This is a genomic window from Brevibacterium jeotgali (genome assembly GCF_900169175.1).
Classification (GTDB): domain Bacteria; phylum Actinomycetota; class Actinomycetes; order Actinomycetales; family Brevibacteriaceae; genus Brevibacterium; species Brevibacterium jeotgali.
Map to the genome: position 1 here is coordinate 213371 of NZ_FXZM01000001.1, position 25541 is coordinate 238911.

24 protein-coding genes are annotated in these 25541 nt (G+C 68.4%); 6 read left to right on the forward strand and 18 right to left on the reverse strand.

The window, feature by feature from the left end:
* Positions 1 to 101: 101 nt before the first annotated feature.
* Positions 102 to 2039 (forward strand): acetate--CoA ligase, encoded by a 1938-nt coding sequence (acs, locus tag BJEO58_RS01030; RefSeq protein WP_101586946.1) that lies wholly within the window; start codon positions 102 to 104, stop codon positions 2037 to 2039.
* 134 nt (positions 2040 to 2173) lie between these two features.
* Positions 2174 to 2581, forward strand: coding sequence for a phage holin family protein (locus BJEO58_RS01035; RefSeq protein ID WP_101586948.1), 408 nt, complete (start codon positions 2174 to 2176; stop codon positions 2579 to 2581).
* Between the two features lie 87 nt (positions 2582 to 2668).
* On the opposite strand, the gene BJEO58_RS01040 is transcribed toward BJEO58_RS01035, so the two are convergent.
* Both BJEO58_RS01040 and nth read right to left on the reverse strand, forming a co-directional pair.
* Complete coding sequence (locus BJEO58_RS01040) at positions 2669 to 3391, reverse strand: NUDIX hydrolase (protein WP_101586950.1); 723 nt, start codon at positions 3389 to 3391, stop codon at positions 2669 to 2671.
* Positions 3391 to 4263, reverse strand: a complete 873-nt coding sequence (gene nth / locus BJEO58_RS01045) for an endonuclease III (RefSeq protein ID WP_101586951.1) — start codon at positions 4261 to 4263, stop codon at positions 3391 to 3393. Before nth ends, BJEO58_RS01040 begins: the two co-directional genes overlap by 1 nt.
* Before the next feature lie 151 nt (positions 4264 to 4414).
* Between nth and BJEO58_RS01050 the strand changes: the two genes are divergently transcribed.
* The gene (locus BJEO58_RS01050) at positions 4415 to 5092 is read left to right on the forward strand and encodes a Crp/Fnr family transcriptional regulator (protein ID WP_101586952.1); all 678 of its coding nucleotides are present in this window, start codon (positions 4415 to 4417) and stop codon (positions 5090 to 5092) included.
* Positions 5093 to 5202: 110 nt separating this feature from the next.
* On the opposite strand, the gene BJEO58_RS01055 is transcribed toward BJEO58_RS01050, so the two are convergent.
* The 14 genes from BJEO58_RS01055 to BJEO58_RS01115 form a co-directional block, all read right to left on the reverse strand.
* Positions 5203 to 6003: an MBL fold metallo-hydrolase gene (locus tag BJEO58_RS01055; protein ID WP_101587225.1), complete on the reverse strand. Its 801-nt coding sequence runs from the start codon at positions 6001 to 6003 to the stop codon at positions 5203 to 5205.
* 2 nt (positions 6004 to 6005) lie between these two features.
* Positions 6006 to 6476, reverse strand: a complete 471-nt coding sequence (locus BJEO58_RS01060) for a RidA family protein (RefSeq protein WP_101586954.1) — start codon at positions 6474 to 6476, stop codon at positions 6006 to 6008.
* 11 nt (positions 6477 to 6487) lie between these two features.
* Positions 6488 to 6649 carry a Sp36 family protein gene (gene sp36 / locus BJEO58_RS14885; protein WP_180951776.1) on the reverse strand — a complete coding sequence of 54 codons (162 nt, stop codon included), beginning with the start codon at positions 6647 to 6649 and terminating at the stop codon, positions 6488 to 6490.
* A gap of 198 nt (positions 6650 to 6847) precedes the next feature.
* Positions 6848 to 9235: a transglycosylase domain-containing protein gene (locus tag BJEO58_RS01065; RefSeq protein ID WP_101586956.1), complete on the reverse strand. Its 2388-nt coding sequence runs from the start codon at positions 9233 to 9235 to the stop codon at positions 6848 to 6850.
* Between the two features lie 72 nt (positions 9236 to 9307).
* Positions 9308 to 10234 carry a metallophosphoesterase gene (locus BJEO58_RS01070; RefSeq protein WP_101586958.1) on the reverse strand — a complete coding sequence of 309 codons (927 nt, stop codon included), beginning with the start codon at positions 10232 to 10234 and terminating at the stop codon, positions 9308 to 9310.
* Between the two features lie 72 nt (positions 10235 to 10306).
* Positions 10307 to 11203: a metal ABC transporter permease gene (locus tag BJEO58_RS01075; protein WP_101586959.1), complete on the reverse strand. Its 897-nt coding sequence runs from the start codon at positions 11201 to 11203 to the stop codon at positions 10307 to 10309.
* A complete protein-coding gene (locus tag BJEO58_RS01080; protein ID WP_101586961.1) occupies positions 11203 to 12060 on the reverse strand; it encodes a metal ABC transporter ATP-binding protein in 858 nt (285 codons plus the stop codon). The genes BJEO58_RS01075 and BJEO58_RS01080 overlap by 1 nt, the downstream gene beginning before the upstream one ends.
* Complete coding sequence (locus BJEO58_RS01085; RefSeq protein WP_101586962.1) at positions 12057 to 13148, reverse strand: metal ABC transporter solute-binding protein, Zn/Mn family; 1092 nt, start codon at positions 13146 to 13148, stop codon at positions 12057 to 12059. Before BJEO58_RS01085 ends, BJEO58_RS01080 begins: the two co-directional genes overlap by 4 nt.
* A gap of 228 nt (positions 13149 to 13376) precedes the next feature.
* Positions 13377 to 14420, reverse strand: a complete 1044-nt coding sequence (locus BJEO58_RS01090) for an aspartate-semialdehyde dehydrogenase (protein ID WP_101586963.1) — start codon at positions 14418 to 14420, stop codon at positions 13377 to 13379.
* Positions 14417 to 15715 (reverse strand): aspartate kinase, encoded by a 1299-nt coding sequence (locus BJEO58_RS01095; protein ID WP_101586965.1) that lies wholly within the window; start codon positions 15713 to 15715, stop codon positions 14417 to 14419. The genes BJEO58_RS01090 and BJEO58_RS01095 overlap by 4 nt, the downstream gene beginning before the upstream one ends.
* Positions 15716 to 15925: 210 nt before the next feature.
* A complete protein-coding gene (locus tag BJEO58_RS01100) occupies positions 15926 to 16147 on the reverse strand; it encodes a helix-turn-helix domain-containing protein (RefSeq protein WP_373270395.1) in 222 nt (73 codons plus the stop codon).
* Position 16148: 1 nt separating this feature from the next.
* Complete coding sequence (locus tag BJEO58_RS01105) at positions 16149 to 16799, reverse strand: DUF2975 domain-containing protein (RefSeq protein ID WP_101586967.1); 651 nt, start codon at positions 16797 to 16799, stop codon at positions 16149 to 16151.
* 126 nt (positions 16800 to 16925) lie between these two features.
* Positions 16926 to 17522: a recombination mediator RecR gene (gene recR, locus BJEO58_RS01110; protein ID WP_101587229.1), complete on the reverse strand. Its 597-nt coding sequence runs from the start codon at positions 17520 to 17522 to the stop codon at positions 16926 to 16928.
* 5 nt (positions 17523 to 17527) lie between these two features.
* Positions 17528 to 21019, reverse strand: a complete 3492-nt coding sequence (locus BJEO58_RS01115; protein WP_101587230.1) for a DNA polymerase III subunit gamma and tau — start codon at positions 21017 to 21019, stop codon at positions 17528 to 17530.
* A 110-nt stretch (positions 21020 to 21129) separates the two neighbouring features.
* Here BJEO58_RS01115 and BJEO58_RS01120 point away from each other — a divergent pair, with 110 nt between their 5' ends.
* From BJEO58_RS01120 to BJEO58_RS01130, 3 genes are read left to right on the forward strand one after another with little or no spacing between them, the layout of a single operon-like run.
* Positions 21130 to 21792 carry a DUF1707 SHOCT-like domain-containing protein gene (locus BJEO58_RS01120; protein ID WP_101586969.1) on the forward strand — a complete coding sequence of 221 codons (663 nt, stop codon included), beginning with the start codon at positions 21130 to 21132 and terminating at the stop codon, positions 21790 to 21792.
* Between the two features lie 3 nt (positions 21793 to 21795).
* The gene (locus tag BJEO58_RS01125) at positions 21796 to 22086 is read left to right on the forward strand and encodes a hypothetical protein (protein ID WP_101586971.1); all 291 of its coding nucleotides are present in this window, start codon (positions 21796 to 21798) and stop codon (positions 22084 to 22086) included.
* Positions 22079 to 23185 carry a tartrate dehydrogenase gene (locus BJEO58_RS01130; RefSeq protein ID WP_101586973.1) on the forward strand — a complete coding sequence of 369 codons (1107 nt, stop codon included), beginning with the start codon at positions 22079 to 22081 and terminating at the stop codon, positions 23183 to 23185. The genes BJEO58_RS01125 and BJEO58_RS01130 overlap by 8 nt, the downstream gene beginning before the upstream one ends.
* Before the next feature lie 192 nt (positions 23186 to 23377).
* On the opposite strand, the gene BJEO58_RS01135 is transcribed toward BJEO58_RS01130, so the two are convergent.
* Together BJEO58_RS01135 and BJEO58_RS01140 are read right to left on the reverse strand one after the other, a co-directional pair.
* Positions 23378 to 24016 carry a response regulator gene (locus tag BJEO58_RS01135; protein ID WP_101587232.1) on the reverse strand — a complete coding sequence of 213 codons (639 nt, stop codon included), beginning with the start codon at positions 24014 to 24016 and terminating at the stop codon, positions 23378 to 23380.
* Positions 24017 to 24035: 19 nt separating this feature from the next.
* Complete coding sequence (locus BJEO58_RS01140) at positions 24036 to 25370, reverse strand: sensor histidine kinase (protein ID WP_180951777.1); 1335 nt, start codon at positions 25368 to 25370, stop codon at positions 24036 to 24038.
* Between the last annotated feature and the right edge of the window lie 171 nt (positions 25371 to 25541).

The window sequence follows — 25541 nt, forward strand, 5'->3', positions numbered from 1 at the left end:
TCCGGCCTGCGCATCGCGCCGGGTGCGGTATAGGCTCGGATCCCGGAGTCAGCGATGACTACTCGCGGCTTGCCATCGACGATGCTGGGAAGGACGAACAGATGACTGATCACACGGAATCGACGTCGACGACCTACGCGCCCCCGGAGGAGTTCGCAGCACACGCGAACGTGACCGCCGCGGAGTACGAACGCGCCGACGAGGACCGATTGGGGTTCTGGGCGGACAAGGCCCGATCGCTCCTCGACTGGGAGACCGACTTCACGGAGACCCTCGACTGGACGAACCCCCCATTCGCCCGCTGGTTCTCCGACGGGCGTCTCAACGTCGCCGCCAACTGCCTGGATCGGCACGTGGAGGCCGGAAACGGCGACAGGATCGCCATCCACTTCGAAGGGGAACCGGGCGACTCCCGCGGCATCACGTATGCCGAGCTCACGGCCGAGGTGAAGAAGGCGGCGAACGCACTCATCTCACTGGGTGTCTCGCAGGGCGACCGCGTCGCGATCTACATGCCCATGATCCCGGAGACCGTCATCGCGATGCTGGCCTGCGCCCGACTGGGGGCACCGCACTCCGTGGTGTTCGGCGGGTTCTCCTCCGATGCGCTCCACTCCCGCATCCTCGACGCAGAGGCCCGGGTCGTCATCACCGCCGACGGCGGCTTCCGCCGCGGCAAGCCCTCGAGCCTCAAGCCGGCCGTCGACGCGGCGATCGAGAAGGGCGGCACCCCGGTCGAGCACGTGGTCGTCGTCGAGCGCACCGGCCAGGACGTCGAGTGGTTCGACGATCGCGACGTCGCGTGGGCCGATCTCATGGGCGAACAGCCCGACGAGCACACCGCAGAGGCGTTCGAGGCGGAGAACCCCCTCTACGTCCTCTACACCTCCGGCACCACGGGCAAGCCCAAGGGGATCCTCCATACCTCCGGCGGCTACCTCACGCAGGCCACGTACTCCGTGTTCGCGACCTTCGACCTCAAGCCGGAGAAGGACGTCTTCTGGTGCACTGCGGACGTCGGCTGGGTCACCGGCCACACCTTCATCGTCTACGGTCCGCTGTCCGCCGGCGCGACCCAGGTGATCTACGAGGGGACTCCGGACACGCCGGACACGGGCCGCTGGTGGGACATCGTCCAGAAGTACGGGGTGACGATCCTCTACACCGCGCCCACCGCGATCCGAACCTGCATGAAGTGGGGCGACGAGATCCCCGGACAGTACGACCTCTCCTCCCTGCGCCTGCTGGGCACCGTGGGCGAGCCCATCAACCCGGAGGCGTGGACCTGGTACCGCAGCGTGATCGGAAAGGACCGCTGCCCCGTCGTCGACACATGGTGGCAGACGGAGACCGGTGCGCACATGATCGCTCCCATGCCGGGTGCGATGGCGACGAAACCGGGATCCTCGCAGCGTCCGCTGCCGGGGATCTCCGTCAAGGTCGTCGACGACGAGGGCAATCCGCTGAAGAACGACGAACCGGGGCTCCTGGTCATCGACGAGCCGTGGCCCGCCATGCTGCGCGGCGTCTACGGCGATCCCGAACGCTACAAGGACACGTACTGGTCGCGGTTCGAGGGCATCTACTTCGCCGGTGACGGCGCCAAGTACGACGAGGACGGGGACATCTGGTTCCTGGGCCGCGTGGACGACGTCATGAATGTATCCGGGCACCGACTGTCGACCACGGAGATCGAGTCGTCCCTCGTCGCGCACGACATCGTGGCGGAGGCCGCCGTCGTCGGCGCTGCGGACGCGACCTCCGGTCAGGCCGTCGTCGCCTTCGCGATCCTGCGGGGCGGCGTCGAACGGACGGACGACATGGAAGAGACGCTGCGGGCGCACGTCGGCTCGGACATCGGGCCGATCGCCAAGCCCAAGCGGGTCCACATCGTCGATGAGCTGCCCAAGACGCGGTCCGGCAAGATCGTGCGCCGACTGCTCAAGGACCTGGCGGAGGACAAGGGGGTGGGCGATTCGTCCACCCTCGCGGACGCCTCCGTCATGGACGTCATCTCGAAGCAGGTGCAGGGGTCCTGAAACAGCGCCGGAGCACCTGGTGAGGCCCTCTGCTGACGTGCCCGCTGGGCGAGTCGTGGTCAGGCACGCTCAGCAGGCATTAAAGTGGGGATCAGCTGCATGCCCACGACAGCCGCGAACACTGAAGGAGCCCCATGTCGGAACGGTCCATCTCCAAGCTGGTCAAGGACATCGGCGCAGACGCGCAGGCCCTTGCCCAGGAGGAAGCTGCGCTCGCGAAGTCCGAAGCCCTTGATGGCGCGAAGAACCTCGGCATCGGGGCGGGGCTGGCGATCGGCGCCCTCTTCCTTCTGTTCCTGTCGTCGTTCATGGCGATGTTCACCGTCGCCTCGGCCCTCCATGAAGGGCTGGGGTGGGCCTGGTGGCTGAGCTTCCTCGTCGTCTTCGGCCTCCTGGTCCTCATCGCGCTCATCCTCGTCGCGGTGGCCCTGCCCCTCTTCAAGAAGGGCAATCCGACGCCCACCAGCGCGATCGCCTCGGGCAAGTCGGTCGTCACTGCGATCAAGCGTGCGCTGTCCAACCCGGGCGGTCCTCGCTACTGAGCGCAGCACCTGTTCACAGAGCGTGACGGAGGCCCAGCAGGTGATCCTGCTGGGCCTCCGTCACGCTCTCAGGACGCGAGGTCACGGTCAGAACTCCACGTGGATCATCCTGTCGCGATCCCATTCGCGCGCCCATCCCAACGTCTCGAGCGACCAGTCGAGCAGCCCCGCGGTGAAGCCCCACGGACGCATGATGCCCAGGTCGAAGACGGGGGTGGAGAACGGCCGGTCCACGGGACTGAACATCCCCCTGTTCCCCGGTGCGACGAGGTCTGCGATGGCGATGCGTGCGACCAGGGCGGATTCGGCCTGGTCCACGGCTTCAACGGCCATAGGCTCCCGCCACCACCCGACGACGGGGGTGACGTCGAAGCGGCTCGGCGGGACGAAGAGCGGCTCAAGCGTCCCGACCACGTCGACACCCGAGGGGTCGAGCCCCGTCTCCTCCTGCGCTTCACGCAGCGCTGTGAAGGCAGCGGACCCGTCACCCTCGTCGCGGGCACCGCCGGGGAACGCCGGCTGCCCGGCATGACTGCGCAGCGTCGACGCACGCTGCAGGAGCACGATGTCGACATCGGCGACGCCGAGGCCGTCCAGCCGCTCGAGCTCGTCCCGCCCCGCGGGAGTGCGCGGCCTTGTTCCGCGCCCGAACAGCATGAGGACGGACGCCTCCCGGACGTTGAGCCCTTCGGGCGCATCCGGTCGACGCAGCCAGGAGCTCGGCGCCTCAGCCTCGAGCAGCCCGTCCAGCGCAGCCCGCAGATCCACGACTCCGTCCACTGTCCGCTCCACCGGACCCGTACCGGTCATCACGCATCCTCTCCGTTCGTCCGTGCGTCCCCGTTCGCCGAGCCGTCCGCGCTCCTCGAACCATGCTCCGTCGTCAACCCGTCTGCCTTCGTCGGTTCAACGCGCGATCCCCCGTCGGACTTCCCCGCGGATTCCGCACCCTCCGCCAGTTCGAACCGCAGGAGCTTGCGCGCCTTCCGCTCATCGAGCTCGCCGGTGCCGAACGAGGGGCACAGCGCACTGATCGGGCAGGCTCCGCACGCGGGAGTCCGAGCGTGGCAGATGCGCCTGCCGTGCCAGATGACCCGGTGGGACAGCATCGTCCAGTCCTTGCGCGGGACGAGCGCGGCGACGTCCTTCTCGATGCGGTCGACATTGTCCGTGTCGGTCCACAGGAATCGCCGGGCAAGGCGCGCGAAGTGGGTGTCGATGGTGAGCCCCGGGACGTCGAAGACGTTGCCGAGCACCACGTTCGCCGTCTTCCTCCCCACACCGGGCAGGGTCACGAGCTGCTCGAGCGAGGCGGGCACCTCGCCGTCGAAGTGGTCGACGAGGGCCTGGGCCAGTCCCACGATGCTGCGGGCCTTCGCACGGTAGAAGCCCGTGGGTCTGATGATCTCCTCGACGTCCTCATGTGTGGCCGCAGACAGCGCATCGGCATCCGGGTAGACGGAGAACAGGGCGGGAGTCACGGAGTTCACGCGGATGTCCGTGGTCTGCGCGGACAGGACCGTGGCGACCAGCAGTTCGAACGCGTCGCGGTGGTCCAGCTCCGCATGGGCGTCCGGATAGGTGTCCGCAAGGATGCGGTGGATCTTCCTGGCTCGGCGTGTGCGCCCCAGTGGAGTCTCCTCGAGGAAGCGCCGCCTGCTCTTCTCTGCGACTGACAGCACCGCACCATCCTATCGGTGCCCTGCGGGCCTCCACGGCGCTCGTGGGAGTGTCAGCGGCTCTCGTACCAGGATCGGCGGCGTGAACTGTGGGCAGGAGCATCAGCGTGAGGGTAGATTTAGCCGCAGACGTGAACCGATCAGGAGGAACCAAGTGGACATCGAAGTCGTACGCAGGGCCCCGCTCTTCGCCGGGCTCGACGACGAGGCGACCAGTGCGCTGCTCAAATTCATGAAGCCGCGCAGCGTCCGACGCGGGACAGTGCTCTTCCGCGAGGGCGATGCGGGCGATGAGCTGTACATCGTCGCGACCGGCAAGCTCAAGGTCGGCCGCGAGTCGCCCGACGGCCGCGAGAACCTCCTGTCAGTCGTGGGGCCCAGCGAGATCATCGGCGAGCTGTCGCTGTTCGATCCGGGCCCGCGCTCCTCCAACGTGACCGCGGTGTCGCAGACTGAGCTGCTGAGCCTCCGACACGAGGACCTCACCACGTGGCTCGAAGAACGGCCCAAGGCCGGTTTGAATCTGCTGCGCGCCCTGGCGATCCGCCTGCGACGCACGAACGACACGGTGGGCGACCTGGTCTTCCAGGACGTCCCCGGTCGTGTCGCGAAGGCCCTGCTCGATCTGGCGGACCGCTTCGGCCAGCCCACGCAGGACGGCACCCATGTCGCCCACGACCTCACGCAGGAAGAGCTCGCCCAGCTGGTCGGCGCGTCCCGTGAGACGGTGAACAAGGCCCTCGCCGACTTCGCGCAGCGCGGCTGGTTGCGCCTGGAGGCCCGCGCCGTCGTCCTCCTGGACGTCGACCGCCTGCGCCACCGCGCCGCCTGACACCAGTACAGGAGTATCGGTGCAGGACCACCTGCACAGACGCCGAGGCCGTGGTCACCCTCCCGGTGACCACGGCCTCGGCGTCTGCGGCTGTGCGTGCGCCTGAGGGGTCAGCCCTCCAGCGACTCGATGTAGGCGAGCTGAGAACGGACGATCTGCAGGGCCGCCGGCTTCACGGAATCGGGGACGTCCGCGTAGACGACGTCCGCGACCTCCTCCGCCGTCGTGCGACCGCTCGCGAGCACGTCCTGCACCTGGCTGATGCGTTCCCGGCGATGGGAGAGATAGTGCGCGAGCAGGTCGCGCACGTCCTCCCGCTGCTCTCCGTGAGCCGGCGCGATGGTCGTGACGGCCCCTGCCGCCTCGAGAGCGGTCAGACGCTCGAGACTGTCGAGGTAATCGCCCAGCGATCCGTCCGGGAAGGACACCATCGTCGTGCCCCGACCCAGGACGGTGTCCCCGGCGAACAGGCGGGAGCCGTGCACGGCCGACACGGAGTCGTCCGTGTGCCCCGGGGTCGTGACGATCGTGAGGACGTCGGCGTCGTGCGTCCCGAACGCGATGCGCTCGCCGTCCACCAGCGGCGTGGCACCAGAGGCGAACGTCGGATCGACGGCATGGACGGGGACGCCGGGAGCCCACTGCCCCGCGGTCTCCAGCAGACCGGAGTGATCCCCATGGCGGTGCGTCAGGACGATGGCGGTGAGCTCCGCGGAGCCTACCGTGCGGACCAGCGCATCACGGTGCTCCACCAGCATCGGCCCAGGGTCCAGGAGGAGCGCGGACGCCCCGTCCCGGGACCTCAGGATGTAGCTGTTCGTCCCCTCGAGCGTCATGGGTGACGGATTGTCCGCCAGCACCAGATCGACGCCGTCGTCCGCGAGTGCACGCCGCAGGTGGTCGTCCGCCATCGTCATTCTCCCGCGCGGACCTGCACAGTGAGCTCCAGCTCCACCGGCGTGCCCTTCGGCAGCGACACGACGCCCACCGCGGAGCGGACGTGCTGCCCGGCTTCACCGAACAGCTCGCCCAGCAGCTCCGAGGCGCCGTTGACGACTCCGGGCTGACCGGTGAAGTCCGGGGTGGAGTTCACGAAGCCCGTGACCTTGACGATGCGCTCGATGCGGTCGAGGTCGCCGATCACGGACTTGACCGCAGCCAGTGCGTTGAGGACGCAGACGCCGGCCAGTTCGTAGGCCTCCTCCGCGGTCACGCTGCCGCCCACGGCACCGACCTTCGGAAGCGCCCCATCGACGAACGGCAGCTGACCCGAGGTGAGGACCTGGTCGCCCACGCGCAGGGCCGGGACGTAGGCGCCGGCGGGTGCGGCGACGGGAGGAAGGGCGAGACCGCGCTCAGCGAGCTCCGATTCGATGCGATTCATGGTGACTCCCTTCAGCCCGCCAGCGGGCGCTTCATGTAGGCGACGAGGTTGTTGCTGCCCTCGGGTCCCGGAACCACCTGAACGAGCTCGTACCCCTCTGCCCCCCACTGGTCGAGGATCTGCTTCGTCGCGTGGATGAGCAGGGGGACGGTCACGTACTCCCACTTCGTCATGAGGTGCTCCTTCGTCGTCCGTGCGGGCTCGATCCCGCATGCTCTGCCCATGCTATGTGTTCGCAGGCAGGAGGGACACCGGGGACTCAGACGCTGAACTCGCAGACGACGAAGCCGCGGGGCCACCGAACGATTCGGTGATCCCGCGGCTTCCTCATGGAGGGCCAGACAGCCTGCGCCTCGAACAGATGGTCGGCGTCAGTTCCCGCCCAGGCCGGCGCCACCGCCGCCGTCATCGCCGTCGTCGTCGTCCCCGCCGTCGTCCCCGCCGTCGTCCCCGCCGTCGTCCCCGCCGTCGTCCCCGCCGTCGTCCCCGCCGTCGTCCCCGCCGTCGTCCCCGCCGTCGTCCCCGCCGTCGTCCCCGCCGTCGTCGTTCCCGCCGCCGCCTCCGCCGCCGTTTCCGCCGCCGTTGCTGCCGCCTCCGCCGCCGTTTCCGCCACCGGAGCGGTCGCTGCCCTGTGAGCCGCCCACGCTGCCGCCGGGACGGGAGAAGCCGGTGTTGCCCTCGGTCTTCTGGACCGCGTCCCGCATGTAGGCCTGCCACGTGGCGCCGGACACGGTCGCGCCGTAGACGTAGCCGGTGACTGCGCCCTCGGAGTTCCTGCGCCAGTCACGGCTGCCGTCCGGGTCACCGGTCCACACCATGGTGGACAGGGTACGAGTGAAGCCGATCAGCGAGGTCGAACCGACCTCGAAGTTCGTCGTACCGGTCTTCGCCGCCGCGGGCACGCCGATCCCGAGGCTGCTGGTCGTGCCTCCGTTGAAGGTCTGGCTCATCGCGTAGGCGACGCCCTGTGCGACCTCCTCGTCGATCGCCTGCCTGCAATCAGCCGACGGCACGTCGAGCTCTTCGCCGTCACCGTCCTCGATCGACTGGATGGGTGTGGGCCTGCAGTACTCGCCATCGGCAGCGAACGCCGCGAATGCGGCAGCCATGTCGATCGGTGCGACCTCGACGGTGCCGAGGATCGACGCGGGGCTGAGAGCGGGGACGAACCCCGTGTCGTCTGCCGTGTCGAGAGGTTCTCCGCTGCCGTACTTGAGGCCCAGAGACTGGGCGGTGTCGAGGATGCCGCACATGTTGAGCTGATTGCCCATCGCCGCGTACGCGGTGTTGAGCGACTGCTTCGTGGCCTCTATCGCGGTCATCGAGGGACTCCCGTCGCCGTCGCCGGCGTTCCTCGGGTGCCACGCTCCGCCCATCGCCGGACATCCGGAGTACGACCACGAACCTGCGGAGAACTCGCGCCGCGTCGCATTCACGACGGTGTTCAGCCCCTTGCCCTCATCCAGCCATTCGGCGAGCACGAGGGGCTTCCACGTCGAACCGACCTGGAAGCCGCTGGCCCCGTTGTGGGCGCGGTCGACGTTGTAGTTCAGCTGGGTGTCGACGTCCTCCTCGCCTTCGGCCACCGCGTAGTTGCGGTTCTGCGCCATCGCGATGACGTCACCGCTGCCCGGCTCCACGGTCACTGCCGCGTGGCCCGCACCGGACGGATCGCCCACGGGCACCCGGTCCTTGACTGCCTCGTCTGCGGCCGCCTGGATGTCGGGATCGATCGTGGTCCGGATCGTGAGGCCGCCCCGGTTGAGGAACTGCAGCCGTTCGCCCTTCGTCTCACCGAAACTCGGATCGTTCTCGACGACGCGCTGCACGTAATCGCAGAAGTAGCCCATGTTGCCGGCCGTCGCGCAGCCGTTGGGCGTCTTGTGGATGTCGAGGTCCAGGTCGGATTCCGTCGCCTCCTGGTACTCCGCGTCGTCGATGTAGCCGTGGGTGTGCATGAGGCTCAGCACGGTGTTGCGCCGCTCCAGCGTCTGTTCCGGGTACCGCTCCGGATTGTTCGCGCTGGGGTTCTTCACGATTCCCGCCAGGGTCGCCGACTGTGTGGCGTTCAGCTCTGATGCGGGGATGCCCCAGTACCGCTGTGCAGCGGCTTCGACGCCGTAGACGTTGGGCGATCCGGAGTAGTTGTTGATGTTGAGGTAGCGATGGAGGATCTCGTCTTTGTCGTACTTGTTCTCCACTGCGAGCGCCAGCTTCGCCTCGCGCAGCTTGCGGGCGTAGCCGGATGCTCCGTCCGATTCCTTCGCCGCCTCGACTCCTTCAGAGTCCTCGATCGCGTGGGCGTTCTCCGCGAGCACGTTCTTCACGTACTGCTGCGTGAGTGTCGACCCGCCCTGCGTCGAATCGGAGAGGAGATTGTGCACCACCGCGCGGGCGATGCCCTTGAGGTCCACACCGGTGTGCTCGTAGAAGCGGTAGTCCTCGACCGCGACGGTCGCGTCCTTCATCTCCTGGGAGATGTCGTCGAACGCGACCTCCTTGCGGTTCTGCCAGTAGAAGTTCGCGATGAGCGATCCGTCTGCGGCGAGCATGCGGGACTGCTGCGCGAGCGGTCGCTCGTCGAGCTCCGCAGGCAGCGCGTTGAATACCTCGACAGCGCCGTCACCCGCAGCGGCGGCCATCCCGACCGACGGGATCGCGAGTCCTGCGGACACGACTCCGGCGATGCAGCTGACCGCGATGAACTGGATGAGCGCGCTGAGCTTGGCGGGCTTCTTGGATGCGACAGAGGACACCATGGTCTAGATTTTAGCGCCCCGGGCAATCGCAGGGTCTCAGAGTCCGCCGATGGCGCTGCCAGTATGCGTGCTTCAGTCCGAACCCGGCCTTCCGACCAGCATGAGCAGGCTGACCTCCGGCGGACAGGCGAACCGGACAGGTGAGTACGGCGAATACCCCAGACCAGCGGACACATGCACGCGAGACCGCCGATACGAGAAGAGCCCACGAGCACGTGTCCGGTCCAGATCGCAGTTGGTCACGGGAGCGCCCCAGAACGGGACCCGGATCTGCCCGCCGTGCGTGTGTCCTGCGAGCACGAGGTCGGCACCCGCCCCCGCGAACGCCTCGAGGGTCCGTGAGTACGGAGCATGCGTGACTCCGATCCGCACGTGACCGCTGGGGAAGCGCGGGTGCGTGTCCGTGACGCGATCGGCATTCATATGGGCGTCGCCCAGACCTGCGAAGGCGAGTGCCGTGTCCCCGACCGTGAGGGAGCTCGTGCAGTTGTCCAGGTGAGACCACCCGCGGGCCTCGAACGATGCCCTGAGCTCATCGACCGGGAGGGTGGGCTCCTTCGACTTGTCCTCCCCCTGCGTCGTGCGGCGGGTGAGATAGCGGGCGGGGTTCTTGAAGGTGGGTCCCCACACGTCGTTGGAGCCGAGCACGAACACTCCCGGCACATCGAGCAGCGGATCCAGGGCTTCGAGCACGAGCGGCAGCGTATCGCCGCCGAAGTTGTCCCCCGTGTTGACGACGAGGTCGGGCTCCAGCTCTGCGAGCGATCGTACGAAGCGGGATCGGTAGCCCTGATTCCCCGCCAGGTGCATATCGGACAGATGGAGGATCCGGACCGGGTCGGACCCCGGCGGAAGCAGCGGGAGTGTGTGACGACGGACCCGGAACATCCGCGGTTCGACGACGGCGGAGTACCCGAAGCCCGCGATGCCCGCGAGTCCGATCCCCGCTGCGATTCCCGCCGCGCGTCGGAGACTGCGGGATGAGCGTGCTGAGGCCATGCGCCCGATTATGTCAGCGCCGCGGCCAGGATTCCCGACCGCGGCGTATGACTCGCACCTCGACGGGGGTCGTCACCGCAGCGATGGGTGACGGTCCAGGTCGGACTCCCGCTGGGTCCTGGCACGTATGTGGCGCCGCATCCGGCGTCGACCGATCAGTCGGCACACCGCATAGATGAGGAAACTGATCGTCGTGACGAACGGGCTGATGGGCACGACCGGTGAACCGAGCGCGACGAGGACACCGCCCACCGAGGACACGACCGCGAAGACGACGGACAGGATCGGGGTGACGACCGGGGAGGCGGTGACCTGCGTGGCTGCGGCTGCGGGAGTGACCAGCAGCGCCATGACCAGCAGCACGCCCACGACCTGCACGGACAGTGCGACTGACAGACCCAGCACCACCATGAAGATCAGGTGGAGCGACGCGACCGGCACGCCGCGGGCTCGCGCCACCTGCGGATCGAGTCCAGCGAAGATGAGCGGTCGCCAGATGACCGCAAGGACCACGAGCACGATGAGCGCGGTCACGACCAGCAGCCGCAGGGATTCGCCACTGATCGCGACGATCTGACCGGTGAGCAGGCCGAACTTGTTCGCCGCCCGACCGTCGTAGAGTGCGAGGAAGAGGATTCCCAGGCCCAGGCCGAACGGCATGAGCACGCCGATGATCGAGTTCTTCTCCGATTCGCGCACTCCGCCCACGGCGATGATGGCTGCCGCGATGATCGAGCCGACGAAGCTGCCGTGGACGACGTCGAAGCCGATGAGCAGGAAGAGCGCGGCCCCCGCGAAGGACAGCTCCGCGATGCCGTGGACGGCGAACGCGATGTCGCGAGTCATGACGAAGACTGACACCAGGCCGCCCACCACGCCCAGCAGTGCCGCCGCGAGGATCGAGTTGAGGAGCAGGGAGACGAGCGCCCCGTAGTCCTCGAATGTGAAGAGACCGGTGAGAACATCCATCAGTGGTCTCCCTTTCCGAGAAGTATGCCCGGCTCATCGGCCGGATCCTCGTCGGTGTCGTGATGCGGGTGGTGGTCGTCTCCGCCGACGATGACGAGCCGTCCGCCGACCTCCACGACCTCGATCGGGCTGCGATACAGCCGGCTGAGCGATGCCGAGGTCATGACCTCACGCGGCGGACCGATGAGGTGGTGGCCGCCCGCCAGGTAGAGCACCCTGTCGACGTAGGGGAGGATCGGATTGATCTCGTGGGTGACGAAGACGACCGCAGTGTCGCGCGTCCTGCGCATCTCGTCGATGAGCGCCGCCACGCGGCGCTGGTGCTGCATGTCGAGCGAGAGCAGCGGTTCATCGCACAGCAGGATCCGCGGCTGCCCGACGAGCGCCTGCGCGACGCGCAGGCGCTGCTGCTCACCGCCGGAGAGGAGTCCGACCGGCGAGTCCGAATATTCGCGGGCACCGACTGCGTCGATGAGTTCCTCGACCCGATCGCGGTCGGCGCGCTTCAGGGGGCCCATCCCCCACCGGTGCCCGTTGAGGCCCATGCGGATGAGATCGCGACCCCGCATCGGGGTATCGCGATCCATGCCCTTCTGCTGCGGAATGTAGCCGAGGTCGCCGTCACCGGTGCGCGGCGGATGGCCGTTCACGCGGATCGAGCCGGCGCGCAGCCTGTACTGCCCCAGCAGTGCCCTCAGCAGCGACGTCTTGCCCGTGCCATTGGGTCCCAGCACTGCGATGAACTCGCCCGGCTGCACGTCGAGGGTCAGGTGGTGCCACACGACACGCTCTCCGAAGCGCAGCTCCGCGTCGGAGAGCTCCAGGACCGGCTCGCGGACGGGCGGCGCATCTGTCATGCGATCGCCTGCTCCACGGCGTCGACGGTCTCCGTCATCCACGTGACGTAGTCGGTGCCCTCGGGCATCGTCTCGGTCACCTCGACGACGGGGATGCCGCTGCTGTCGGCCTCGGCACGGAGCGCGTCCGCCTGGGGGCCCGAGGTCTGGGTGTTGTACGCGAATACGCTCACGTCATCGTCAAGCGCCTCCGTCGCCTCCTGCAGGACGATCGGCGAGACGTCCGAGCCCATCTCGACGGCGGACACGAACTGGTCGGGGACGACGTTCGTGAGTCCGAGGTCCTCGAAGAGCCACAGCGCGACGGGTTCGGTCACTGCGGCGTTCTCGCCCCCGTGGGAATCAGCGAGGTCTGCGATCCGGTCGTCCAGCTCCGTGAGCTCCCCGCGCGCCGCATCGGCGTTCGCGGTGACGGTCTCCGCACTGTCGGGGACCGCTTCTGCGAGGTGGGACTCGATCTCGTCGACCAGGGCGATCATGGTCGGGACGGAGTACCAGACGTGTTCATTGAACGATCCGTGGTCGTGGCCCTCGTGGTCGTGGGCGTCCTCGCCCTCGCCGGACTCTTCGTGATCGTGGCCCTCATGGTCGTGAGCGTCCTCGCCCTCGCCGGACTCTTCGTGATCGTGGCCCTCATGGTCGTGAGCGTCCTCGCCCTCGCCGGACTCTTCGTGGTCGTGAGCATGGTCGTGGTCGTGTCCGTTCGCTGCTGCTTCCTCGGCACCGGGGAGATCCGAGGTCGCGACTGCATCGATGACGTCGGGATCCTCGTCGATCGCGTCGAGCATCGTCGTCATGAAGGCGTCGTACCCTCCTCCGTTCATGACGACGACGTCAGCGCGCGACAGCTCCAGCTGATCGCGGGCGGTCGCCTCGTACTCGTGGGGGTCCTGTGCGGCATCATCGATGATCGGGACGACGTCGACCGCGTCGCCTGCGACTGCTTCGACGAGAGAGGCGTAGACGTTCGTCGAGGTGACCACTGTCGTGCTGCTGTCGCCATCGGCCGCACCCGCGCCGGAGCCACAGCCCGCCAGCACCAGACCGGAGGCGGACAGGAGTGCGAGGAATGCAGGCGAACGGCGCATTGGTGGAGCCTTTCCAGGGGGTCAGTGACATCGGCGGCCCGGTCTTCCGCAGAAGATCGCGCATACTGCTGTCAGGCTACGCCGGGCCCCAGGCCGGGACTAATGCAGATATGTCGATGTTTCGATGCGGTCACCCCGTCGTCATAATGCCGACGGCGCCTCTTCCCTCAGCGGGACGAGGCGCCGTCGAACGCGCGATGGACCGGTGCCCGATCGGACTGCCGGCGATCAGCCCAGGCGGTCCGCCACCAGCCGTGCGATCTGCACCGTGTTCAGCGCAGCCCCCTTGCGGAGGTTGTCGTTCGCGACGAACAGCACGAGACCGCGGCCCTCCGGCACGGACTGGTCCTGCCGGATCCGTCCGACGAGGCTGGGGTCCGCACCCGCGGCCTTGAGCGGGGTGGGCACGTCCTCGAGTTCGACTCCGGCAGCGTTCGCCAGCACCGCACGCGCCTCGTCCGCGGAGATCGCGCGGGAGAACTCCGCGTGGATCGACAGCGAGTGACCAGTGACGACGGGCACGCGCACGCATGTACCGGCGACCATCAGCTCCGGGAGGGCGAGGATCTTGCGGGACTCGTTGCGGAGCTTCTTCTCCTCATCGGTCTCGTACTCGCCGTCGTCCACGAGTGCGCCTGCCAGAGGCAGCACATTGAACGCGATGGGGTCCGTGTAGACCTGCGGCTCCGGGAAATCGACGGCGGAGCCGGAGCTCACCAGGGCGGATGCATGCGGTGCGACCGCCTGTGCCTGGTCTGTGAGCTCCTTGACACCGGCCAGTCCGGACCCGGACACGGCCTGGTACGTGGCGACCTTGAGGCGCTCGAGCCCCGCTGCGTCGTGCAGCGCCTTCAGCGGCGGCATCGCGGCCATCGTCGTGCAGTTGGGGTTGGCGATGATGCCCTTCGGTCGCGCGTCCGCCGCATCCGGGTTGACCTCGCTCACGACGAGCGGGACCTCTTCATGGCCGCGCCACGCCGACGAGTTGTCGATGACGACCGCCCCGGCGGCGGCGAAGCGCTCAGCCTGTGCACGGGAGGTATCGCCCCCGGCGGAGAACAGCGCGATGTCCACGCCCGTCGGGTCGGCCGTCGCCGTGTCCTCGACGACGATGTCCTGGCCGCGGAACGGCAGAGTCGAACCGGCCGAGCGTGCGGACGCGAAGTAGCGCATCGCCTTGATCTCGAACCCGGGGTCCGCTTCGAGCAGGGTGCGCATGACCGCGCCCACCTGCCCGGTGGCCCCGACGATTCCGATGGTCACTGCTGTCATCGTCCTGTCCCTCCGTACACGATCGCCTGCGTCTCATCGCTGTCCAGACCGTATGCGCTGTGCGCCGCGGTGACGGCGCGGTCCAGATCCTCGGCACGCGTCACGACGCTGATGCGGATCTCCGAGGTGGAGATGAGATCGATGTTGACGTGCTCGTCGCTCAGCGCGCGGAACAGGGTCGCGGTGACCCCTGGGTTCGAGCGCATACCATCGCCGACGACCGACAGCTTGCCGATCTGGTCGTCGTAGCGGATGTGATCGAAGCCGATGCTGTCCTTGCGGCTCTCGAGTGCTTCGATCGCCTTCGCGCCATCCGTCATCGGCAGCGTGAAGGAGATGTCTGTGCGACCGGGATCGCGCGTGGAGATGTTCTGCACGATCATGTCGATGTTGATCTCCTGCTCGGAGATGATGCTGAAGATCTCCGCCGCCTTGCCGGGCACATCGGGCACTCCGACGATGGTGAGCTTGGCTTCGGAGCGATCGTGCGCGACTCCGGAGATGATGGGCTGTTCCATGGTGGAATCCTTCGTGCTTGCGGTCCTGAAGGGCTCGGGGATCTCCCCGTCGGTGACCCACGTGCCGCTGTGCTTCGAGAACGACGAGCGGACATGGATGGGCACACCGGAACGGCGCGCGTACTCGACGCAGCGGAGCATGAGGATCTTGGCGCCGGAGGCGGCCATCTCCATCATCTCCTCGTAGCCGATCTTGTCGATCTTGCGGGCGGACGGCACGATCCGGGGATCCGCCGTGAACACGCCGTCGACGTCCGAGTAGATCTCGCAGACGTCCGCGTCCAGGGCTGCGGCGAGCGCGACGGCGGTCGTGTCGGAGCCGCCGCGGCCCAGTGTCGTGATGTTCTTGGTGGTCTGGCTCACGCCCTGGAACCCTGCAACGATCGCGACGTGGCCGTCGTCGAGCGCGGAACGGATCCGGCCCGGCGTGACGTCGATGATGCGGGCGCGCCCGTGGGATTCGTCTGTGATCACTCCGGCCTGAGAACCGGTGAACGACTGCGCGCTCTCCCCCAGGTTCGCGATCGCCATCGCCAGGACCGCCATGGAGATGCGCTCTCCCGCGGTCAGCAGCATGTCGAGTTCACGCGGCGGCGGAACGGGCGAGACCTCTTGGGCGAGGTCGATCAGGTCGTCTGTCTGGTCCCCCATGGCTGAGACGACGACTACCACGTCATGGCCGGCTTTGCGGTAGGACGCAATGCGCTTGGCGACCCTCTTGACGGATGCGGCGTCGGCAACGGAGGAACCTCCGAACTTCTGTACGACGAGGCTCATGTGCTCAATTCTCTCGCGGGCTGTTCGGTCCGGCCGGCGGCGAAACGATGCAGCACCGCTGCGGCCGAGCCATGCACCATTCTAGAGGCTCTTCCCGGCCGGCTTCCGGCCACCCCGTCATGCTGGGACGCCGAGGCGGCGCCGGCCGTGATGGACCGACACCGCCTCGGCACTTCATCTCGCGATGCGGTGGGCGTCCCGTGCCCCGGCTCAGCGAACGACGCTGAAGAGGTCGCCGGGCTGGCATTCGAGGACCTCGCACAGTGCCAGGAGCGTCGTGAAGCGCACCGCCTTCGCGCGGTTGTTCTTGAGGACGGAGAGGTTCGCCAGGCTCACCCCCACTCGCTCGGACAACTGAGTGAGCGTCATCTCCCGCTGCGCGAGCAGGCTGTCGATATGGCAGGCGACTCGGGGGCCGCCGACATCCACCACCTCAGATCACACCTTCCAGCTCGTCCTGGACCTCGCGGCCGCGCCTGACGGCCCTGCGGAGGAGCTCTGCGAGGAAGACCGCGCCGATCCAGAGATAGGTCATGTTCGATGTGACGCTGTGGCTCACGTCGAGGTCCTGCAGGCCCAGATCGCGGATCACCAGATTGTCGCCCGGGACCTGCGCCAGCGCGAAGAGCGGGCCGGTGATGATGAGGGTCCAGGACAGCCCTGCAAGACCCCTCGAGGCGCGGGTCGAGAACGGGCGACCCTGCACGACCTCGGACACGACGCGCGCGGCGAACCACGTGGCGACGAAGAGACCGAGGATCCAGATCGCCTTCGCGACGATGAATTGCCCGATCGCCCATCCGCTGAGGTCGTCCACCGGGACGGTGAGCGTCGTCAGACCCTCCACCGCCACCTCCGTCCCGTCGAGGGCGATCGACGCCGGCTCAACGAACTCGAGCACTGCGGGAAGCCGGTCGGACAGCGCCAGGCTGAACAGCGGCGACGCCGCGAGGTTGAGGAGAGCGATGAGCGGGAAGATGAGGAAGAGCTCGAACCCCCACGACGGCTTCTTGTTCGAGCTTCCACTGGTCGGCGGTGTCGGATCGGGAGTCTGATCGGGTGTCTGCGGATCCGTGGTGCTCATATCTGCTCGCCCCCTGGCGCTACGCTTGCTTCTTATCGATGATCGATATATCGATAAACAATATACTTGCCGTTTATCGATAAGAAGTCAAGAGGCAGTGAGCACTGTGTCACGCGCCGGGAGACGTCAGGAGACGGAACGGCGTCCTTCGAACGCTCGGCCCAGGGTCACTTCGTCCGCGTACTCGAGGTCACCGCCCACCGGCAGCCCCGATGCCAGCCGCGACACCGTGAGGCCCACACTGCCGAGAAGGCGGATGAGGTACGTAGCAGTCGCCTCGCCCTCGAGGTTGGGGTCGGTCGCGATGACGACCTCCTGCACATCCCCTGACTGCAGCCGTGGCAGGAGGTCTTTGATGCGGAGGTCGTCGGGGCCGATTCCAGCCATGGGATCGATGGAACCGCCGAGCACGTGGTAGAGACCGCGGTACTCCCGGGTGCGCTCCACCGCAAGGACGTCCTTGGGCTCTTCCACGACGCAGATCATCGTCCGGTCGCGGCGCTCGTCCTTGCAGATGACGCAGGTCGCGTCCTCTGCGACATTGCCGCACGTGTCGCAGAACCGGACGCGGCGCTTCACTTCGCGCAGCGCGTGGGCGAGAGCGTCGACGTCTGCGGTGTCCGCCTGGAGGATGTGGAATGCCATGCGCTGAGCGGACTTGGGACCGATGCCCGGCAGACGACCGAACTCCTCGACCAGATCCTGCAGGGCGCCTTCGTACAGCAGGCTCACTCGTTCAGCTCCTCGATGATCACGCCACCCAGTATGCGCTCGACGACGGCGGGCCCGTACTCATCGTCGTGCTCGATGTCAGCGTCGCCTTCGGTGTCGTAGTCGGTGTAGTTCTCGACCGGGTCCGGCACATGCTCTTCGATGGGCGGCGCGGGCTGGCCCGCCCCTTTCACATCGCCGCTGTGCCGCTGTGCGAGGTTCGCGTACCGCCCCAGGGGTGAGTCTGCGGACGCTGCAGGTTCAGCGGTGCGCGATGTCTGCGCGTGGCCGGGATTCTCTGTGAACGAGATGTCCACGTCCGCGTACGCACCGAGGAAATCGAGGTCGCCGCGCGCCGCGGGTGACTGGTTCTCCATCGGCTCGCGATCCATGGAGGTTTCGGACTCCGCACGATCGCGCATCCCGTGCCCGGATCCTTCGTCGACGGGACCGGGTGGGGCGTCCCCGTACGGATCCGCGTACTCGTCCGCGTACTCCCCGTCCTCGGGGGAGGGCTCGATGTCGACGGGCGGCGGAACCAGGACAGCACCGAAATCCACTGCCCTGTCCCCCGCCGCGGTCGCGACGGGCTCATCACTATCGGTCGAGTCGCCCGACCAGTCCTCGCGAGAGTCGCCCGACCAATCCTGGCTCGACGAACCCGACCACGCTTCGTTCCCGGCCTCCGGTGCCCACGGGTCCGGTGCCCACGGATCCTGCGCCGACTGCACTGACCCCGACTGGCCCGCAGCCGTCGGCTCGGAAGTCATCGAGTCCGCGTCCGCGGACTCTGCGGCAGGTGGCCCTGAGGCTGCAGATTCTGAGACGGGTGGCTCTGTGGCAGCTGACTCGGTGGCCAGCGGCCCTGCCGCACCTGACTCTGTGGCCGGTGGTTCAACAGCCGAGGGGCGTTCGGAGACGGGCTGTTCAGCAGCAACCTGTTCAGCAGCAACCGCGGTCGCCGCCCCGTGCAGGTCTGCGGAGGGCTCATGCGAGCCGCGTTCAGCGTCTGCACCCCTCAGCGGGGCCCGACTGTCGCCCTCCGCATCGTCACGGCCTTCGCGTCCCCGCGGGGACGGAGGCGGACTGTTCGGCGCCCCCGATCGCACGGCGCCACTCTGATCGGCCGAGCCACTCTGCCAATACCGCTCGTGGTCGACAGGCGCCCGATCAGCTTCGCGCGGACCGACGACGGAGTCCAATTCTTCCTGCGTCACCTGACGCGGCCCCGAGCGATCGTGGGGGCCCGCCGCCCTCTGGCCTGGGCCGCCCGAACCGGAGCCGTCCGAACCTCTGCCACCCGGACCGGAGCTGCCCTGCCCGGCAGGACCACCGGGCTGAGGCCCACTGGGTGCCGGAGGTGCGGTAGCCGGTCCTGCGTTCTCGTCGCCCACACGCACTTCTGCGCGGATGCCCAGAGAATCTTCGACGGCTGAACTCACGAACTGCGCATGGGGGCCCCGGCGGAAGGCCTGGACCGACCCGGGGTTGCTGAAGCCGAGGAAGAGCACACCATCGGCGAACTGCTGCGGGAAGGAGTTGCCGCTCACGATCGCGTACGAGAGCTTGCGCAGCTGCTGAAGCCTGGCCAGCACGTCGGGCCAACCGCGACGGATCGCGTCGATCTCCGCGCCCACACCGGGGGCCTGCCGGATTTCCGGCGATGCATGTGCTTCCGGCACGTCGACCGACGAATCGTCTGCCTGCGGGGCATCTGCCTGCGGTGGCGCCGTCTGCGGTGGCGCCGTCTGCGGTGCACCTGTCTGCGGGGCATGCACGTGCTGATCTGCCGCGGGCGCGCCCGCCTGTGATCCCGAGCGCACAGGTCGCCGTTCCTGCGGGGGTTCCGGCTCGGGGCGCTCGGAACGCCCCTGCGGGGGTTCCGCCCGCTCAGGGCGCTCAGGGCGCTGCTGTGGCGATTCCGCAGGCTCAGCGCGCTCCGGTCGCTGCTGCGACTCAGCGTGTTGCACCTGTTCGGCCCGGGGGGCGGGCCGCTGGTCCGCTCGAGGAGGTTCCGCAGGGGCCGACGCCGACGGGCCGCGAGGCTTGTCCTCCGGCCTGGAGTCGAGCACCGAGCGAGCCGATGCCATGGCATCCGCGACACCCGCGAACGGGTCCGCGTCCTGCGCCGCGATCGCGGACGCTTCCGTGCCCTGCACAGCACTCGGCGCCTGCCCGTGAGCAGCCCCCGAACCCGGTGCCGGCTCAGTGCGTGCCGAATCAGTCCCGACAGTCTCAGCTCCGGAATGCGCAGTTCTGGAGGACTCAGTTCTGGCTGGCCCCGCCCCGACGGGCTCAGAGTCCGCCTGCGCGGGCACTGCTCCTGCCGGGATGCGGCCACCGGCGCTCATTCCGATGCGCCGTTCGAGCCTGTCGACGCGGGACACGACGGAGCGACGCGAGTCCTCCGCCCCCGGCAGCAGGATCCGCGCGCAGATCAGTTCCAGCTGCAGACGGGGCGACGTGGCACCGGTCATCTCCGTCAGTCCGACATTGAGGAGGTCCGCCGCTCGTGACAGTTCAGCCGGCCCGAAAGCACGCGCCTGGACCTTGAGGCGCTCCAACCTGTCCGCGGGCACCTCCGGCAGGAACGAGGCCGCGGCGTCTTCTGCGGCGGAGATGACGAAGAGGTCGCGGAAGCGCTCCAGCAGGTCCTCGACGAAGCGACGCGGATCGTGCCCCGATTCGACCACGCGGTCGATGACGCGGAAGACCCCGGCGCCATCGCCCGCGGAGAACGAATCGACGATGTCACCCAGGAGCGAGTCGTCCGTATAGCCGAGCAGCGCGACCGCCGTCGGATAGTCCACGCCCTCATCGTCGGCACCGGCCATCAGCTGGTCGAGGACGGAGAGGGTGTCACGGACGGATCCCCCACCCGCACGCACGACGAGCGGCAGGACCCCCTTGCCGACGTTCACGTTCTCCCGGCCGCTCAGATCGTCGAGGTACCGCACCAGTGTCTCCGGCGGGACCAGCCGGAACGGGTAGTGGTGCGTACGCGACCGGATCGTCTGGATGACCTTGTCCGGCTCCGTCGTCGCGAAGACGAACTTCACGTGGGCCGGCGGTTCTTCGACGAGCTTGAGCAGGGCGTTGAAGCCCTGCGTCGTCACCATGTGGGCCTCGTCGAGGATGAACACCTTGTAGCGGTCCCTGGCCGGCGCGTACACGGCCCGCTCCCGCAGGTCACGGGCATCATCGACGCCGTTGTGGCTGGCCGCGTCGATCTCCACGACGTCCAGCGATCCCGATCCGCCGTTCGCCAGGTCCTGGCAGCTGGGGCACTGACCGCACGGATTCGACGTGGGGCCTTCGACGCAGTTGAGGCAGCGCGCCAGGATCCGCGCCGACGTCGTCTTCCCACAGCCGCGGGGACCGGAGAACAGGAAGGCATGGTTGATGCGCCCTGCGTCGATAGCGGCGGACAGCGGGCGGGTCACATGCTCCTGCCCGATCACTTCATCGAAGGCTTCGGGGCGGTAGCGCCTATACAGTGCGGTGGACACGTCCCCCACCCTATAGTCAGGGACGGACACAGAGCATCAGCCCAGACGCCGGCACGGACGGCAGCCCACGGGCAGACAGACAGCAGCCCACGGGCGAGGAGGACCAGCACATGGACGGCGATTCCGCGGCCCGGAAGATCCGGATCGGACACGCCGAACGCGAGGACGTCATCGAGACGCTGCGCGTCGCTGCAGGTGAGGGACGCCTGACGGTCGAAGAGCTCACGGAGCGCATGGAGAAGACCGCGGACGCCAGGACCTATGCGGACCTCGACCTCCTCGTGGACGACCTTCCCGTGCCACCGCCGTCCAGTGCGCTGGGCGGCGCTGCCGGCACGGTGGCGCGGACGGCCTCGGGCGCGGTCGTGCCGGCCAGGGACGCCGCCGGCTGGGAGCTCGGCCGTCCGCTCGTGCTGCGCGCCGGGTGGGAGGACGAACGACGCCGAGGCCGCTGGGAGGTCCCGCCCTTCATCCGGGTCGAGTCGATCGGAGCGACCGTGGAGCTGAGCTTCCTCGAGGTCGAGAACGCGCCGGAGGTCATCAACGTCGACGTCGCCGGGGCCATGGGCACCTGCCTCATCGTCGTGCCCGATGGATGGGGCGTCGACATCGACGACGTCCGCGGCTCCTGGGGCACCAGGAAGTCCCACGTCGACCACGTGCCGCGCCCGGGCCTCCCCCTCGTCCGGGTGCGCGGCTCGCTGGGCATGAGCACCCTCACTGCACGCTATGCGAACTGGTTCGACAAGCGCAGACTCGAGAAGAGGTCGTGAACCATGGTGGCCGAACCCTCGACCGTGGGGATCATCATCATCACGTGCGCCTTCTTCGTCACGATCGTGTGCGGCGGCTGGCTGATCCTCCGGACGGTGAAGAACCCGGACGCCGCGATCGGTGCCCGCACGCGGAAGCGCTGGGAGGAGCTCGAGGATCAGAGGCGCCTCGAGCGCGAACGCCGTAGGCTGGAGGATGAGCGTCGGCTCGAGGACGTCGACCGGCTCGACGAGGAGCGTGGGCTCGACGGGGAGTCCGAACGCGACGGAGGGAAGGAGTCGACCGATGAGTGACAGGACCTACAGGATCGCGGTCATCCCCGGTGACGGGATCGGCACCGAGGTCATGCCAGAGGGCGTCCGTGCGCTCCAGGCCGCAGCGGACGTCTACGGCTTCGAGCTCGACCTCGTGGAGCTCGACTGGGCGAGCGCGGGGCACTGGCAGGCGCACGGCACGATGATGCCCGAGGACTGGGCGGAGCGGCTGGAGACCGTCGATGCGATCTTCTTCGGCGCGGTCGGATGGCCCGACGTCGTCCCCGACCACGTGAGCCTGTGGGGATCGATCCTCCAGTTCCGGCGCGTGTTCGACCAGTATGTGAACCTGCGACCCGTGAAGCTCCTCCAGGGTGTGCGGAGCCCGCTGGCCGGGCGAGAGCCGGGCGAGGTCGACTTCTACGTCGTCCGCGAGAACACGGAGGGCGAGTACTCCTCCGTCGGCGGTCGCATGTTCGAGGGCACGGACCGGGAGACGGTCATCCAGGAGACGATCATGACCCGCACGGGCATCGACCGGGTGCTCCGCTACGCGTTCGACCTGGCGGAGAGGCGCCCTGCGAAGAAGGTCACCTCCGCCACGAAGTCCAACGGCATCGCGATCACCATGCCGTACTGGGACGAGCGCGTCGCCGCGATGTCCGAGTCGTACCCGGATATCGACGTCGACCAGTTCCACATCGACATCCTCGCGGCGAACTTCGTCCTGCACCCGGACTGGTTCGACGTCGTCGTCGCCTCGAACCTGTTCGGCGACATCCTGTCCGATCTGGGACCCGCGTGCGTGGGGACGATCGGCATCGCCCCCAGTGCGAACATCAATCCTGAGGGGACCCACCCGTCGCTCTTCGAGCCCGTCCACGGGTCCGCCCCAGACATCGCGGGCAAGGGCATCGCGAATCCGATCGGCCAGATCTGGTCGGCAGCGCTCATGCTCGATCACCTGGGCGAGGCAGAGGCCGCCGCGGCCGTCGAAGACGCCTTCGAGTCCGTCGTGGCCGCCGGTGACACGACGGTCGTCACCCCCGACCTGGGCGGGACGGGCACCACTGCCGGTCTGGGCAGCGCGATCGTCGATGCGATCAATCACCCGGCTGTGGAGCGCGGTCGCGGCTGAGGCTTCGCGGCTGCTCCACGACGAGGGACGGGCTGCCGGTACGAAGGACGGGCGCGCGCGGCCGCCCGTCGAACGCTGCACCCGTCCCTCGCCACCGTTTCACCGGACAGGGCGGCCGGGCCGTCCGAACCGGCCGGGCCGTCCCGACCGGTTCGGACGTCCCCGCGTCTCACGCGGGAGGTGCACGGCGCCTCACCCCCGGATGAGACCCGCCTCGCGAGCCTTCGCCACCGCATCCGTCCGCGAACGGGCGCCCAGCTTGTCGAAGACGTGGGCGAGGTGGGTCTTCACCGTCGATTCCGACACGAAGAGCCGCCCCGCGATCTGGGAGTTCGACAGGCCGTCTGCCACTGCTTCGACGACTTCGAGCTCCCGCACACTCAGGCTGACGGCGGGAGTCCTCATCCGCTTCATGAGCATGGCGGTCACGTCGGGCGACAGCGCAGTCTCCCCCGCCGCCGCCCGTCGGATCCCGTCGAGCAGCTGATCCGGTGGGGTGTCCTTGAGCAGGTAGCCCGCCGCGCCCGACTCGATCGCTGTCACGACGTCCGCGTCGCTGTCATAGTTCGTGAGGACGAGGACGTTCGGTGCTGAGGCGCCGCCCGCACGGATCCGGCGAGTCGCCTCCGGGCCGTGGACCACGCCGTCACCGCCGCCCAGCTGGAGGTCCATGAGGACGAGGTCCGCAGGCACCTCCGCCGCGAGTCGGACGATCTCCTCCCCCGTCGCGGCCTCACCGACCACCTCGATCCCCTCGTCAGTCGCGAGCAGAGCGGTGATCCCCGCCCGCACGACCGGGTGGTCATCGCACACGAGCACGCGCACCGTCATCGCTGTCTCCTTCTCCTCATCACACACCACTCCCCTCGTCACCCGCATCGAACACCGCACGCACCGTGGTGCCCTCACCCGGCCGCGATTCGACGGTGAGCGTCCCGCCCACGGCACGTGCCCGGGCGCGCATGACGTCGAGCCCGAACGAATCAGACTCACCCGACGGTCGCACAGCCGACGGATCGAAGCCCCGTCCGTCGTCGGTGATGTCGACCGCGATCCGGTCGTGCCCGTACGTCAGCGTGACGCGCACTCGGTCCGCGTGTGCGTGGGACACGGCGTTGCCGAGCGCACCCTGCACGAGACGGAGGATCGTCGTCTCGACGGGCCGGGGAAGCGGGCGCGCCGCACCGTTCGTGCGGAACGTGAGATCGGCGGCTCTGGCAGCTGCGGCGCGGCTCGCCGCCTCGGACCCCGCCGCCTCGGACCCCGACGTCTCAGACCCTGATGTCTCGAACCCCGCGGTCGAGGCCTCGGAACCGGTCTCGCTCACCACACGGGCGAGCGCGTCCGGCAGGGTCGCGGCCGCCAGCTTCGGAGAGTTCAGAGCACGGATGAATGCACGGGTCTCCGCCAGCGCGGAGCCGGCCGACGACTTCGCGAGCGCGATCTCGTGGAGCCCCGCGGCCTCCGGACCCATGCGCCGCTCCGCCGCGCTCAGCAGCAGCTGGATGCTCGAGAGGCCCTGCGCCACGGTGTCGTGGAGCTCTGCGGCCATACGCGTGCGCTCTGCCTCCACACCCGCAGCCCGCTCCGTCTCTGCGAGCCGCGTCTGCGCGGTGAGCAGACGGGTGACGAGTCGCTCGCGAGCACGGACTTCGCGGACCAGGGTGCGCACGCCCAGCCCGATGGCCACAGCGACGGCAGCACCCACGAGCGGGCCGGTGACCCCGCCGACGGTGAGCCCGCGGTGGAATGCGAGTCCCGCGATCGCCGCCAGCGCGATCGCGAGCACCGACAGCGGCCCCCACCAGTCGCGCAGCAGGTGGAAGCAGAGGAAGAAGAGGGGGAACGCGAGGAAGGCGGCATCCGGGGCGAGCGCCAGGGTGCCGAGCCACAGGATCACGAGCGCTGCCACCCAGACGAGCCGCAGTCGGACGAGCCGCAGTCGGACGAGCCGGCCCGCCAGCACCGCTCCGACGACATAGAGCGCTTCGAACGCCACGACCAGCCCGATGGCCGCGGTCGGATGACTCGCGTCTCCCGACAGTGCGCGGACCACCACGAGGAGGCCCAGGCCGACGATGAGGACGTGCAGTCCCCACTGCAGAGCGACCGACACGGATGTCGAGGTCAGGGCAGAGGCGCGGCCGTCGGACGGTTCGGCGGGGAGTGCGGACGAGCGGGGCATGCTGCCCACGCTACTGCGCCGCCGCTGCTGCGGGCATCGCTTCCGCAGCGTCTTCATGCGTATCAGTCGAAAGGACGAGGCGGGAGTCGTCCTATCCGCGCAAGAGGACCGTCCACCTGTCCGATGTGCCACGGTGCCGCGACGAGAAGACTGGGGTCATCGGATGGGAAC